The following is a 13,624-nucleotide window of genomic DNA, read 5'->3' as shown; positions in this document are numbered from 1 at the left end:
GCAGCGTTCGCAGCCGTGCTATCCCAACCGTTCGCGTAGCCGCAGCAGGGCCGGGCTCCAGCAGCACTCCCCAAGTTCTTCGGCCTGCCGCAGTGCTGCATCCAATTCGGTGCGGGCCAGATCCAACTGGCCGTGGTCGGCGAGCGCATCCGACAGCAGCATGCGCCAGTAGGGCATCCTCGCCAGCGCACCTTGTGCCTCGAGGGCACTGATGCCTTCGTGGATCCGGGTGATTCCTGCGCTGCCGCCGGCGTACCACCCGGCGAAGATCTCGGCCCACTGCCCGTAGTAGGCGATCTCGTAGCGGCGGCATATTTTAAGTAGTTCAGCGATCCGCAGGCTCAGTTCCGCCCGGTCCCCGGCAAGCTGATGCAGCAGGCACACATACCCCAGAGCCACCGCCCTGGTATAGGGATGCCCGGAGGCGGCCGCCCTGGTCAGCGCTTCTGAGCCTAAGCGCAGGGCCTGCTCCGTGTGGCCGGCAAGCCAATGCGCGTGCGAGGCCCACGCTCGCGCATGGATTTCAAGCCGTGTGCCCAGGATGAACGAATAGCCGTTCTGTCCGCTCTCGTAGCAGGCGGCAAAATGCTCGATGGCTTCCTGATGCCGGCCCAGGGCCAACGCACCACCCGCCACCGCGAAATGCGATTGGCCAGTCAGGTCGGCATCTCCTTGCGACAGTTCCAGGGCGTGCAACCCGATGCTGTGGCACAACGGGTTCTTGCCTTCGACGTAGCGCCCGGCGAACAGCCCGATCAGGCTTGCGGCGAGAGCCTTCGGGTGGCCCAATTCTTGGGCCAACTGCGCCGTGCGTTCGAGATTGTCCAGTAGTTCGGGTGCCGAGTAGCCGCGCAACGCGGTCAGCGGTGAGGACATGGCCGTCCGGGTGGAAAGCTCCCGTTCGTCGCGTTCGCGCCCGGCAGGCTGGGCGGAGATCAGTTCCAAAGCGGTACGGAAGTTGACCAGTGCGGTTGAATTTGCATAGATCCTTGAAGCCGCCGCTCCGGCGCTGAGCGCAAAATCCAGGGCACGACCGGGGTTTGAACCCAGCGCGTATTGTTCGGCGAGCACCGCGGCTACCGGGTCGAGATTTGCGGAGTGCAGTAATTCCAGGGATTGGGCCAGCCTGCGGTGAAGCAGCCAACGGTTGGCCGGAGTAACCTTCTCGTAGGCTGCCCGGCGCACCAGATGATGCACGAAGTCATAACCATTTCCTGCCGGTAGCAGAATTCCCAATCGCCACAGTTCATCCACCGCACCGACCAGGTCATGATTCTCCAGATCTGCTGCCTCGCTGAGCAGGTCAAGGGTGATTTCGCGGCCGTACGCGGAGGCAAGCTCCGCCAAGTGCTTGGCCGCGGGTGAGAGCTGTTCGAATCGATGATCAAGCACCGCATAGAATCCAGTGTCCTGCAGATCCCCGGATGATGAGGCAGCTCGGGCCGCTTCGAGAATGAACAGCGGGTATCCGCCTGTCGCGGCGTGCAAAAGCTTACCTTGGGAGCCGGTCAGCGCCTGGCCGCGAACTCGTGCAGCAAGTTCGGCGCTCTGCTCGACCCCCAGCGGTTCGAGGCTCAGTTCGCCCAGCGCGCCGGCGTTTCGCAGCGTGGTTAGCATTCCCGCCACGGCGGGGCTGCAAGCGGCGTCTGGGGTGCGCATGGTGGCCACGAGCAGGAGTTGGCTGGTATGAGGTCCCGAAAACAGGAAAGATATCCAGGCAGCGGTGTCGGCATCACACCAGTGCAGGTCATCGAGGATCAAAAGTATCGGACGGCCCGCGGTACCCATCGCGCGGGCCAGCCCTTCGAAAAACCTGTAGCGTTGCCAGGCATCAACCATAGCCCGGTTTCCCGCGTGGGCTTCGGCGCGTTGCGGCTCGCCCAGCAGCCCGGGCAGCAACCTGCCCACCTCGCGTTTGAGCTCCACTGGCAATCCAGCCAGTAGCGGGGCGAAGGCTCGATCACGCAACCAACCGGCCACCGGCGCAAGCGGGATGAGCCCACCGGAGTCCACGCAGCGTGCTCGGGCAATCAAGGCGCCGGTAGCGCGGGCATGGATTTCGAGCTGTCGGGCCAGGTGGGTCTTGCCTACTCCCGGCCCGCCTTGGAGCACTACCATTGATCGTTTTCCGCGCACCGTCTCGGCCCAGAGCTGTTTCAGGGTGTTCGTCTCGGTTTCACGCCCAGTACTTTCCTGTCCGCCATCGGCCGATTCGCTTCGTGGACTTGACGCGCGTTGGGCACCGGGTTGCATCCGAGGCAGCATTTTTTGAATCAGCGACTGGGTATCGCGGCCCGGAGCGACGCCCAGTTCGTTGTCCAGAACCTCAGCGCACTTATGGAAGGTGTACATGGCCGCCGTATCTTCGCCCAGCGACATCTGCACGCGCATCAGGTCCCGATACCCGGCCTCCTCCAAGGGTTGGACATCCACGCGTCTCTGCGCCATGGCTAGGGCTCGATGGCCCTGGCCCCTGTTCAGCCATCCATCGGTGGCCTGGGCGCACAACTGCGCGCACTGCCCCGCGAGCCGTTCACGCGAATGCAACACCCAGTCGGCGTAGCTACCGGGCATCAGCTCACCCAGGTATTCGGCTACCGCTAGTTCGGCATGATCCAAGAATCGCTGATCATCTCCGCGCGCGGTGGCAGCCTCTGCTTTGGCCCGCTGTTCGGCGAAAATTTGGGCGTCTACGCGAATCCCGGCACTGCCCAACCAGGAAATGGCCCCATCGGCAGTGCCCAGGCAGTCCACCTCGCCGAGCCCGATGCGCAGGTTATGAAGTTCGCGGCGCAGATTCGTTTGTGCTTGGGAGTCGCTGGATTCCGGCCAGAAGGTTCCCGCTAAAAGCAGCCGTGGTATTTGGACTCCGGGATGCAACACCAGATAGGCCAACAATTCAAGTGCCCGCGATCGGCCCGAGAGAACATCAGCGCCCCACGCGGTGAGCCGCTGTTCCCCAAACAAATTCAGATATAGCACTATTGGCCTTCCCCGAGTTGGCCCCACATATCATTGTGGCACCACCTAACTGGTGCCACAATGCCCAGACGACGCGGAACGCAAAACCGCCCGCGCTTCCGGGAACGGAAGCACGGGCGGTTTGGTGTTGCTGCTTAGCGGCTGGCGACGAAAGCCTGCACACAGGCCTCGATGTCCTCGGCCGAATGCGCGGCGGAGAGCTGCACACGGATGCGCGCGGCCCCCTTCGGCACGACAGGGAAACTGAACGCGGTGACGAAGACGCCATGCTCCAGCATTTTGCCGGCGACTTCAGCGGCCTTGACCGCGTCCCCGAACATGACCGGGATGATCGCGTGCTCGCCGTCGAGGAGGTCGAAGCCCTCCTCGGTCATCCGGCGGCGGAAGTGCGCCGCGTTTTCGAAGAGCTTCTCGCGCAAATCTCCGGATCCTGCCACCAGGTCAAGGGCGGTCAGCGTGGCTGCCACGATGGACGGGGCCAGCGAGTTGGAGAACAGGTATGGGCGTGCCTTCTGGCGGAGCATCGCCACGATCTCCCCGCGGCCGGAAACGTAGCCGCCCGAGGCACCGCCCAACGCCTTGCCGAAGGTTCCGGTGTAGATATCAACCCGGTCCGAGACGCCGGCGTGCTCCGGGGTTCCGGCACCGTTGGAGCCCATGAAGCCCACCGCGTGGGAATCATCGACCATCACCAGTGCGCCGTACTTGTCCGCCAGGTCGCAGATCGCTTCCAGCGGGGCCAAGAATCCGTCCATGGAGAACACGCCATCGGTGACGACGATGGTGCGCCGGGCACCGGCGCCGTCGTTCATGGCGGCGGCCGCCTGCAGCTGGGTTTCCAGGTCTTCCATGTCCTGGTTCTTGTAGCGGAAGCGTGCCGCCTTCGACAGGCGAATGCCGTCGATGATCGACGCGTGGTTCAGCGCGTCGGAGATGATCGCGTCTTCGGCGCCGAACAGGGATTCGAAGACACCGCCGTTGGCATCGAAGCAGCTGGAGAACAGGATGGTGTCTTCGGTTCCGAGGAATGCCGAGAGCTTGGCTTCAAGTTCCAGGTGCAGGTCCTGGGTGCCGCAGATGAAGCGGACCGAGGCCATGCCGAAGCCGCGATCATCCATGGCGTTCTTGGCCGCGTCGATGATGCGCTGGTCGTCGGCCAGACCTAGGTAGTTATTCGCGCAGAAGTTCAATACCCGGCGGGATTCGCTTCCCAGCGAGCCGGCCATGATCGATGCGGACTGCGCCGAGTCGATGTGGCGTTCGGCCTTGAAGAGGCCCGAATCCTTAAGCTGCTCCAGTTCCGCGGACAGCTGGTCTTTCATATCTGTATACATGTCATATCTCCTAGAAAACTGTCCAGTCCAAAACAACTTTGCCGCCGTGTCCCCCACGAGCGGCGGTGAAGCCTGCTTGCCATTCGGTAGCCGGCAGGAAGTCGGTGACCACCGAGGCGACGCGTTCACGCAAAATATCAGAGGTGGTGAGCATGGCGCTCATGGCGTACCAGGTCTCGAACATTTCGCGCCCGTAGATGCCCTTCAGGGTGAGCATGTGGGTGACGACCTTGCCCCAGTTGATATCGATCGATTCACTGGGCAGGCCGAGCATGCTGATCTTGCCGCCGTGGTTCATGTTTTCGATCATTTCGGGCAACGCGGTCTTGTGACCAGACATTTCCATGCCGAAGTCGAAACCCTCGCGCATTCCCAATTCCTTCTGGGCTTCGGCGATTCGCTGTTGGGCCACGTTGATCGCCAGGTCCACGCCCATGGTGCGGGCCAGCTCCAGGCGCTGCTCGGACACGTCGGTGATGGCGATATTGCGGGCGCCGGCATGGCGGGCCACCGCGGCGGCCATCAGGCCTATGGGGCCGGCTCCGGTGATGAGCACGTCTTCGCCGACCATGGGGAACTGCAGCGCGGTGTGCACGGCGTTGCCGAATGGGTCGAAGATAGCGCCGAGCAGCGGGGTGATGCGCTCGTCGCGGTGAACATATACGTTGCTTTCGGGGATCGCCACGTATTCGGCGAACGCGCCATCGCGCTGCACGCCGACGGAGTTGACGTTGATGCACATATGGGGGCGCCCGGCCCGGCAGTTGCGGCACAGGCCGCAGACCACGTGGCCTTCGCCGGAAACCCGGTCACCGATCTTAACGCCTTGCACGAACGAGCCGACCTCGACGACCTCACCGTAGAATTCGTGGCCGGGGACCAGCGGGGTGTTGATCATGGCCTTCGCTGCATCGTCAAAGGCTTCGATGTGCAGATCGGTGCCGCAGATTCCGGCGGTCATCACACGGATTTTGACATCGTGGACGCCGACCTCCGGCTCTGGCCGGTCGACGAGTTCCAGGCCGGCATGTGGTCCGGACTTGTACAGTGCTTTCATGCTGGTTCCTTTGGGATCGGGCATCGGGGTGCGTGCACGACAGACTTGGGGTTGTTTCAAGTGTCGCACCCAACAGCATGGGAAGAAACCTTAGACGAACTTCGATTTCCTGATCTAACGATTTAGTATTTACTTCATGGAATTACATCAGTTGCGGATTCTTCGCGAGCTAGCGGATTTAGGCAGCGTCAACGCGGTCGCGAAGGCCCTGTACGTCTCACCGTCGGCCGTGTCCCAACACCTCGCGCAGTTGCAGCGCGGCTTCCCAGCCGCGCTGACTCAGAAGGATGGACGCCGGCTGGTGCTAACGGCCGAGGGAAAGTTGCTGGCTTCGGCCGCCGCCTCGGTTGCCTCGACCTTGGCCGAGGTCGAGGCGAAGATCCGCACACAGGACCAAGACCTCGAGGTGCCAATACATATCGCGGGGTTCCACTCCATCGGGCAGACGATCTTCGCTCCGCTGCTGACCTACCCGGAAGGGGAGCTACCCCCGCTGCGCTTCTCCGATGAGGATGTCTCGCAACAGGACTTCCCGGCACTGACCTCCGGCTACGATTTGGTACTGGCCCACCGCATGCCGCATACCGCGCCTTGGCCGGAAGAACGCATTGCCGTGATCCCGCTGGCCTTTGAACCCTTGGATATCGCAATTCACCGCGATCACCCGTTGGCAGCGTACTCCGAGCTCTCCCCGGAACAAGTGATCGACGAGCGGTGGGTGGTCTCGCGTTCTGGCTATTCGCCGGCCGACGTCCTGGAGACCATCGCCGCCCTCGCCGGCCGGGCACCAATGGTGGAACACCGAGTCAATGACTACGCCACCGCCGGGGCATTGATTGAAGCCAGCAAATGCCTAGGAATCTTGCCGCGGTACACGGCGCGCAACACCCTGGATGAAACGGTGATTTTACGACCAATCAAAGGCTTGAACTCAGGTCGACAAATCGACCTTCTACTGCGGGCGGAGCATTTGCACCGCGGCACGGTAAACGATGTCATCAACGCCATCCGCAGTACGGTGCAGCGGCTGGTAATCAGCTGAGGCAGCAATACGCAATCACCCCTAGGCACGAAACCGCAAGGCAAAACCCTCTTTTGCATGTCGGTCACTGGCCCGCGAGCGTGCCCGATGGCTTTCTACCCACCGCCGCCGCCTTTTATGGTGGCCGCGGAATGGCTCCGGGTACGGAAGACGCCCGCCCCTCGAAAGGGACGGGCGTTTAGAAGCAGTTCATTATCAGCCGTTGAAGGCGTCCGGATCTGGACCGGTGCGGCCATCCCGGTCCAGCGCCTCAATCGCGGACATCTGGTCAGCGGAGAGCTCAAAGCCGAACAGGTCTAGGTTGGCGGCGATCCGCGCGGGGGTGACCGACTTCGGGATAATAATCCTTCCTTCCTGCAGGTGCCAGCGCAGGATCACCTGCGCGGCGGTGACATTGTGCATTGCGGCAATCGCCAGAATCGATTCCTCGCTCAGCAGCGCTCCCTGCGCCAGTGGGCTCCAGGCTTCCGTGGCGATGCCGTGCTCGGCGTTCGCGGCGATCACTTCGCGATTCTGCAGTGCCGGGTGCAGCTCGACTTGATTGACCGCCGGAACGATGTCCGCCGCCTCGACCAGCTTTTCCAGATGCCCCGGCTGGAAGTTCGATACGCCAATGGCACGGACTTTCCCCTCGGAATAGAGCTTTTCGAGCGCTTTCCACGAGTCGACGTAGAGATCTTTCGCGGGCGCCGGCCAGTGGATCAGGAATAGATCCAAGTAGTCCAGGCCCAGGCGTTCAAGGCTCGCCCCAAAGGCTTCGAGGGTCTGCTCGTAGCCCATATCGGCGATCCAGAGCTTGGAGGTGATGAACAGTTGATCACGGGCTATGCCGGACTCGGCCAGGGCCTTTCCCACGCCTTCTTCGTTGCCGTAGATCGCGGCGGTGTCAATGCTGCGGTAGCCAGCGTCCAGCGCGGCGGCGACGGCTGCCGTGGTCTGCTCATTTGGCACTTGGAAGACTCCGAAGCCCAGCTGCGGCATTTCGATGCCGTTGTTGAGCGTGAGGTTTGGGATTGAATTGGTCATGGGACTCCCTTTGAGAATTTTTTCTGGTCATTCAGTGGTTAGTTGAGCGGTGAAAGCCCGGTCGGTGAAAGCCTGCGGCCTAGCTTGCTGCCATAACCGCGGTTCGCGCACTCGACGGCTCCCGCTTGGCCAACGAGGCGGCCAGCAGCATCAACAGCAGCGCGGCTACGGTGATGGCGGCGCCAATCCAGATCGGCGAGGTGTAGCCAAGCCCCACGGCGATGCCCACCCCGCCGGCCCAAGCGCCGAGGGCATTGCCGACATTAAAGGCGCCGATATTTGCTCCGGAAGCCAGCGTCGGGGCGGTCCCGGCGTAGCGCATGATGCGGCTTTGCAGGCCGGGAACGGTGCCGAAGCCGAATCCACCCATGAGCAGCAGGGCCACGACGGTGGCTATCGGACTTGCTGCCAGGGCACCGAAGCCCACCAGGACAACAACCAGGGCGGCGATGAAGATCAGCAGCGTGCGGTCGATGTTCCGGTCGGCCATGCGTCCGCCGAACCAATTGCCAACGAATAGCCCCACGCCGAAGAGCACCAGCAGCCATGGGACGGCTCCGGAGGCAAAGCCGGAGACTTCGGTCAGCGTGTAGGCGATGTAGGTGAAGGCACCGAACATCCCGCCATAGGCAAGCACCGTGACACCCAGCGAGAGCCACACCTGCAGGGAGGCGAAGGCGCTCAGCTCCCTGCGCAGGGATACCGCTTCGGCGGCATGCCGGAGCACCGGCACCAGAAGCAGGATGCCGATCAGTGCGAGCACCCCGATGCCGGAGATGGCCCAGAAGGTGGAACGCCACCCCGCCTGCTGGCCCAGGAAGGTTCCGAAGGGAACGCCAAGGACATTGGCGGCGGTCAGTCCGGTGAACATGACGGCGATGGCCCGCGCCTTCTTGGCCCCGGGCACCAGATCCGCGGCGACGACGGTGCCGATGCCGAAGAAGGCGCCGTGGCATAGTGCGGCGATCACCCGCCCGATCATGGCCCCCATATAGTCCGGGGCGATGGCGGTGAGCGTATTGCCGATGATGAACAGCACCAGCAGCCCCACCAATACCGGTTTGCGCGGCAGGCGCACGGTGGCGGCGGTCAGCCCGAGAGCGCCGACCACCACGCTCAGCGCGTAGCCGGAGATCAGCCATCCTGCGGCCGCTTCGCTGACGCCGAAGTCCGCCGCCACCTCGGGCAGCAGGCCCATGATCACAAATTCGGTGAGCCCGATGCCGAAGGCACCTAGGGCCAGCGCGATGAGTCCCAGTGGCATTTGCTTACTCCTGATAAACTTGAAAAATAGTTGCAGACGCTTGTTATTGCGCCGATGGGTTAAATAGTTGCACACGCAACTAATGCGCGCAAGCAATCATTTTGGAGGATGAAGTGGGAATCGCAGACGACGCGGTCGAAATCCGTGCCCACGGGTGGCGTACATTGGCGGCCTTGCACGGAATTATCGAGTCCGCACTGGAAAAAGACCTCAGCGCAGAAGTCGGCTTGTCTGTGGTGGAGTACACACTTCTGGACGCGCTGAACCGGCAGGACGGCTGGCATATGCGCATGGCGCAACTGGCCCGGGCGACCGCACTGAGCCCCAGCGCCACCACACGCCTGGTGAGCCGTTTGGAAGATCGCGCCCTGCTCTCCCGGGTGCTCTGCGCCGATGATCGACGCGGCATCTACACCGAGCTGACGCACGCCGGCCAGCAGCTTTACCGCAAGGCGAAGCCAATTCACGACGCAACCCTGGAACGCGTGCTCAAGGAGGCCGAGCAGCAGCCCGAACTCGCACCGCTAGCCCGGATCCTGCCTCAGTTCCCTTCCGCCTAGCCCTCTGCCACTTCCGCGAAAGGCCACAACCATCGTGATACCCCGCTTCTCCGCCGTGCTTTTCGACTGCGACGGCGTCCTCGTAGACTCCGAACTGATCACCAATTCGGTCCTCCGCACTATGCTGCTCGAGCTGGGCTGGGAGATCGGCGTGCAGGATTGCCTGGAGATTTTTATCGGCAAGGCACTGAAGGACCAATGGGAACCGATTTACGCGCACACCGGATTCCGCATCGACGATGCGTGGCTCACCAGATTCCGCGCACGCCGAGATGATGCGCTGCGCAGCGCGCTGGCCCCGATCGACGGCGCGGCCCACGCGGTAGCCGCGATCGCCAAGACCTACGGGTCAAAGATCGCCTGCGCCTCCGGCGCGGATCGAGGCAAAGTGGAAATGCAGCTTTCGGTTACCGGCCTGGCCCCCTGGTTTGGAGATCGCGTATTCAGCGGCATGGAGTATCCGCGCAGCAAGCCAGCACCGGATGTGTATCTGGCAGCCGCCGCGGCCCTGCAAATTGACCCGCTTCAGGCGCTGGTCATCGAGGATACCGTCACCGGAGTCACCGCCGGGGTGGCAGCCGGCGCGACGGTGTTCGGCTTCGCCAATGGCGGTCCCAGCAGCACCGCGGCCGAGGACCTGCTGGCGGCCGGGGCAAGCCGGATTTTCAGCAGCATGGACCAACTGCACGCGCTGACCATCAAGGATTAGCGTCCCGGGTCTCTGGCCGGGATTACGCAGCCGACGCCGCTGGCGGCGTGCGTCACCGTGTTTCCGAAAGTGCTCAACTACCGCGCAGGTTGCTGCAGCGCACGGTCGAGGGTCACCGCCAGCTTTCGCCAATAACCTAGTTCATACACGACAATCACGGTGAGCGGCGAGCACAGCAGCACCAGCAGGCAAGCCCAGGCCGGAAGGCCCCATTGGCTCAGCAGGACCGCAGCCAGCGGCATCAGAAACGTCGGTAGATGCGCCAGGGTAAACATCGCAGCGTCCAGCAACCAGGTCAGCAACGAGGCGATGATCAGCATGAAGATGAATACCGGAATCGCCAAGGCGAGGATCACCACGACCGGATCCGTGGCGGCCTGCGGGTCATAGGCGTAGCCGACCGTATGCAGCCCGGCACCAATCGCGGCGATGCAGGTGAACAGGGCAATATGACCGTAAATCCACGCGGAAGCCTTGTCTCGCCGCTGATGCAGGACCGGCCCGGAGGGCAGCTGAAAGTATGCCCACCACAGGCTGAAAGAGATCAGCACGCCTACCGAGACCACCACCACGCTCTCAAAGCTCCAATTCGAGCCCGCCGAGATCGCGCGGGCCGCCGCCAGCGTTCCCACGATGCATTCGCCGAGAGCGATGATGGCCATCAAGCCATAGCGTTCGGCAATGTGGTGGGCATGCCAGGGAATGCCTGATTCGCCGCGCCGGCGGGCCACCTTCTCGGCAATCAATGGCGCACTGAAATCGATGACCCAGAAAATTGCCAGGCAGACCAAGGCCGGAACCAGCGACAGCGGAAGGAAAAGGAACGAGGTCCAGCCGATCTGCGCGATGCCCACGCCGATAGCGTTTCCGCGGGCCACCACTCGGTGCCGCGGGTCCTGCCGGGCGACTCGCAGCCATTGCCCGATCAGCGCGATGCGCATGACTATGTAGCCGACTACCATCACATTGGCATCCAGCACCGCCCCATGATCTATGGATTGGAACATCATCGGGATGCCGACCGCCAGCACGATGACGCCCGCCATCTGCACCAGCGTCAGGCTCCTGAACAGCCAATCGTCATTGTCGAAGGCCGAGGCCAACCAGGCATAGTTGGCCCAGGCCCAGACGATCGCCAAGCAGGCGATGACAAAGGAAACGATGGCCGGCAGATAATGGCCTACCTCGATGCCGTGGGCCAGCTCGCTACCGGCCACGCCGAAGGCGGTGACGAAGGTCAGGTCGAAGAATAACTCCAGGGTGCTGGCGGACCTGTTTTTCTCCTGCGGATCCCGGCCGCGCATGCGCCGCAGGCCATGCTGGTAGAAATTATCTCCCGTGCTTACGGTCATCGATACAGCCTTTTCGAACGGCAACTTGCGAACAGCAATAGAATATTGGACCGAACACTGAAATACGCAAGCAACCGCCATCGACCACCGCTTCTTTGCTACTTCCCGGCAGCGTCAAGCTCGTGCTTCAGCGGGAAGTACCAGCGCATGTTCTCGCGCAATTTATCCGAGTCACCGCGTGCCCAATTACGCATCAGCTCCCCGCCGAAAGAAATCGCGGTCACCGGCTGCGCGCCGGCGGAGATCATCCGGTCGAAGGCCCGATCGTGGGCCACCTGCGAAATTCCTCCCACGGCATCGGCTACCGGGTAGACCTCGTATCCTTCGGCCAGCATGTCCAAGGTCGGGAAGGTCAGGCAGACTTCGGTCCACAGCCCGGCCATCACCACCTTGCGGCGGCCGCTGCCCTCGATGGCCCCACGAAATTCGGCGTCCTCCCACGCATTGACACCGCTGCGGTCAATCTCCGGCACTCCGGGCAGCTCGTCCTTGATGTGCTGCGCGGTGCCCTCGTTCACGCCCATGTCCACGCCGACCGTGGAGAGCACCACCGGAATCTCGTATTTCATGGCCAGGCGGCACAGCGCCACGACGTTCAAGTCGATCCGCTCACGGGTGGCCGAGGTGACGGTGCCGTACTGCTCGGGCTGGTAATCGATCAGCGCCAAGACGCAGTTCTGCGGTGTCAGCAAGTGATCGTGCGCTTGATCGCGGATCGGTTCCGGCGAGGTCTTCTTGGACATCTGCTTCTCCTTCAGGGCCTATTCACCAACGAAAAGGGGTACGTGGAAAACACGTTATCCTACGCGGTGCGGCGGAACCAGAGGCCAGAGCGAGGCGCGCGCGAATGCCTTCGGCCCATTGGACCGGCCCAAGGCAGGCGCCTGGGCAGCAAGGCGCGGCTGCACCGCCAATGCGGGATTCTCCTCCGGCTCCAGCTGCACCATTGCGCCAAGTGGCACACTCTTGCGCGCCGGGACCAGACGGATCGCCCATCGAATCCCACCCGGCCGAGGTTCCGCCGAGCGTTCGGAAGCCATCTGGCCAAATGACGGCTCCCTAGTTGACGTGCTGCGCCTGCTGGTCCGCTTCGAAGTAGCTGACCAGGCCTTCCTCCAGACCGGGAATCTGCAGCGTCTGCCCCGACGAGCGCAGCGAACGGGCACCCAAATCACCCACGGCGACGGCAGCCCGGGCAGCCAGCGGCGAGGTTTCGGTCGCTCCCCCATCACGGGCGAAACGCAGGAATTCGGCGATCAGATTCGGGTCGGCGCCGCCGTGGCCCGCATCATCACCCTTGATCTCAACCTTCAGATCCGGTTCGGCGAAACCATGCGTGGTGCGGGTGTTCCACACGTGGATGAAGTCCCCGGGGCCGTCACCGAAGTTCTCCAACCTTCCGGCGCTGCCGATGACCGTGTAATTGCGCCAGTAGTCGGGGGTGAAATGGCACTGCTGATAGGAGGCCAGCACCCCGTTATCCAGCTTCATCTGAACCATCGACAGATCCTCCACATCAAGCTTCGGGTTCAGGCCGCGCTGCGCGGACGGCGGCCAGTTCTCCAGGGAGAACCAGTCGCGCAGGCGCAGGTCCGCATTGTTCCGCCGGTCCTCCACCTGACCGTAGACCGCCAGCGATCCGACGCCGGAGACCTGGGTGCTGTAGCCGTTGGCCAGCCAGTGGATGACATCGATATCGTGGGCCCCTTTCTGCAAGAGCAAGGTATTGCTGTATTGGCGTTCGGCGTGCCAGTCCTTGAAATAGTAATCTCCGCCGTTGCCCACGAAGTGCCGGCACCACACGGCCTTCACCTCGCCGATGGCACCCTGTTCGATCAGCTGCTTCATCTGCCAGATCACCGGCATATGGCGCATATTGTGCCCGACGTACAATCTGGTGCCGGTGCGCTGGGCGGCGGCCAGGATCTCGTCGGCGCGCTCCAGGGTGATGTCCAGGGGCTTTTCGACAAAGGTGGGGATACCCGCTTCCAGCGTGCGGAGCACTACGTCGCGGTGCGTGAAATCCGGGGTGAGGACCAGGACCGCGTCGAGGCCGGCGTCCAGCAATACCTGCAGGTCCGCGGTGACTTCCGCCTCGGGCAAGGCCGCCCGGGCATCCTCGCGGCCGCGCTCGCTGGTATCGCAGACGATCCGGACCACGCTGCCTTCCCCCGGACGTTGCAGGTAGCGGTGCAGCGAAGCCCGCAGTCCGAAGCCGACGATTCCGACCTTGAGGTCCATGTAGTTCTCCTTTTGATTGGCGCCCTTGCGGCGCGCAGCAAATATTTGATGACCGGA

At 62.9% G+C, this 13,624-nt stretch carries 12 protein-coding genes; 3 read left to right on the top strand and 9 right to left on the bottom strand.

Annotated features, from left to right (window positions below):
* Positions 1-18: 18 nt before the first annotated feature.
* The 3 genes from CQ019_RS13130 to tdh form a co-directional block, all read right to left on the bottom strand.
* A complete protein-coding gene (locus tag CQ019_RS13130) occupies positions 19-2,982 on the bottom strand; it encodes an AAA family ATPase (RefSeq protein ID WP_181148490.1) in 2,964 nt (987 codons plus the stop codon).
* 134 nt (positions 2,983-3,116) lie between these two features.
* Positions 3,117-4,316: a glycine C-acetyltransferase gene (locus CQ019_RS13125; RefSeq protein WP_105553785.1), complete on the bottom strand. Its 1,200-nt coding sequence runs from the start codon at positions 4,314-4,316 to the stop codon at positions 3,117-3,119.
* Positions 4,317-4,326: 10 nt separating this feature from the next.
* Positions 4,327-5,373 carry an L-threonine 3-dehydrogenase gene (gene tdh / locus CQ019_RS13120; protein WP_105553786.1) on the bottom strand — a complete coding sequence of 349 codons (1,047 nt, stop codon included), beginning with the start codon at positions 5,371-5,373 and terminating at the stop codon, positions 4,327-4,329.
* Between the two features lie 136 nt (positions 5,374-5,509).
* Between tdh and CQ019_RS13115 the strand changes: the two genes are divergently transcribed.
* On the top strand, positions 5,510-6,415 hold the full coding sequence (locus tag CQ019_RS13115; RefSeq protein WP_105553787.1) for a LysR family transcriptional regulator: 906 nt from the start codon (positions 5,510-5,512) through the stop codon (positions 6,413-6,415).
* 195 nt (positions 6,416-6,610) lie between these two features.
* On the opposite strand, the gene CQ019_RS13110 is transcribed toward CQ019_RS13115, so the two are convergent.
* Together CQ019_RS13110 and CQ019_RS13105 are read right to left on the bottom strand one after the other, a co-directional pair.
* Positions 6,611-7,441: an aldo/keto reductase gene (locus tag CQ019_RS13110; protein WP_105553788.1), complete on the bottom strand. Its 831-nt coding sequence runs from the start codon at positions 7,439-7,441 to the stop codon at positions 6,611-6,613.
* A gap of 79 nt (positions 7,442-7,520) precedes the next feature.
* The gene (locus CQ019_RS13105) at positions 7,521-8,705 is read right to left on the bottom strand and encodes an MFS transporter (protein ID WP_105569889.1); all 1,185 of its coding nucleotides are present in this window, start codon (positions 8,703-8,705) and stop codon (positions 7,521-7,523) included.
* A 113-nt stretch (positions 8,706-8,818) separates the two neighbouring features.
* On the opposite strand from CQ019_RS13105, the gene CQ019_RS13100 reads away from it, so the two are divergent.
* Together CQ019_RS13100 and CQ019_RS13095 are read left to right on the top strand one after the other, a co-directional pair.
* On the top strand, positions 8,819-9,265 hold the full coding sequence (locus CQ019_RS13100; protein WP_105569888.1) for a MarR family winged helix-turn-helix transcriptional regulator: 447 nt from the start codon (positions 8,819-8,821) through the stop codon (positions 9,263-9,265).
* A gap of 34 nt (positions 9,266-9,299) precedes the next feature.
* Complete coding sequence (locus CQ019_RS13095) at positions 9,300-9,974, top strand: HAD family phosphatase (protein WP_258133599.1); 675 nt, start codon at positions 9,300-9,302, stop codon at positions 9,972-9,974.
* Positions 9,975-10,051: 77 nt separating this feature from the next.
* Here the strand turns inward: CQ019_RS13095 and CQ019_RS13090 are convergent, their stop codons facing one another.
* From CQ019_RS13090 to CQ019_RS13075, 4 genes are all read right to left on the bottom strand, one after another.
* On the bottom strand, positions 10,052-11,326 hold the full coding sequence (locus CQ019_RS13090; RefSeq protein WP_181148488.1) for a low temperature requirement protein A: 1,275 nt from the start codon (positions 11,324-11,326) through the stop codon (positions 10,052-10,054).
* Between the two features lie 98 nt (positions 11,327-11,424).
* Positions 11,425-12,069, bottom strand: coding sequence for an isochorismatase family protein (locus CQ019_RS13085; RefSeq protein WP_105553792.1), 645 nt, complete (start codon positions 12,067-12,069; stop codon positions 11,425-11,427).
* 54 nt (positions 12,070-12,123) lie between these two features.
* Complete coding sequence (locus CQ019_RS18565) at positions 12,124-12,273, bottom strand: hypothetical protein (protein ID WP_181148486.1); 150 nt, start codon at positions 12,271-12,273, stop codon at positions 12,124-12,126.
* 112 nt (positions 12,274-12,385) lie between these two features.
* Positions 12,386-13,567: a Gfo/Idh/MocA family protein gene (locus CQ019_RS13075; RefSeq protein ID WP_105553794.1), complete on the bottom strand. Its 1,182-nt coding sequence runs from the start codon at positions 13,565-13,567 to the stop codon at positions 12,386-12,388.
* Between the last annotated feature and the right edge of the window lie 57 nt (positions 13,568-13,624).

The organism is Arthrobacter sp. MYb229 (assembly GCF_002975405.1).
Classification (GTDB): domain Bacteria; phylum Actinomycetota; class Actinomycetes; order Actinomycetales; family Micrococcaceae; genus Glutamicibacter.
This window is presented reverse-complemented; position numbering and strand designations above follow the sequence as displayed.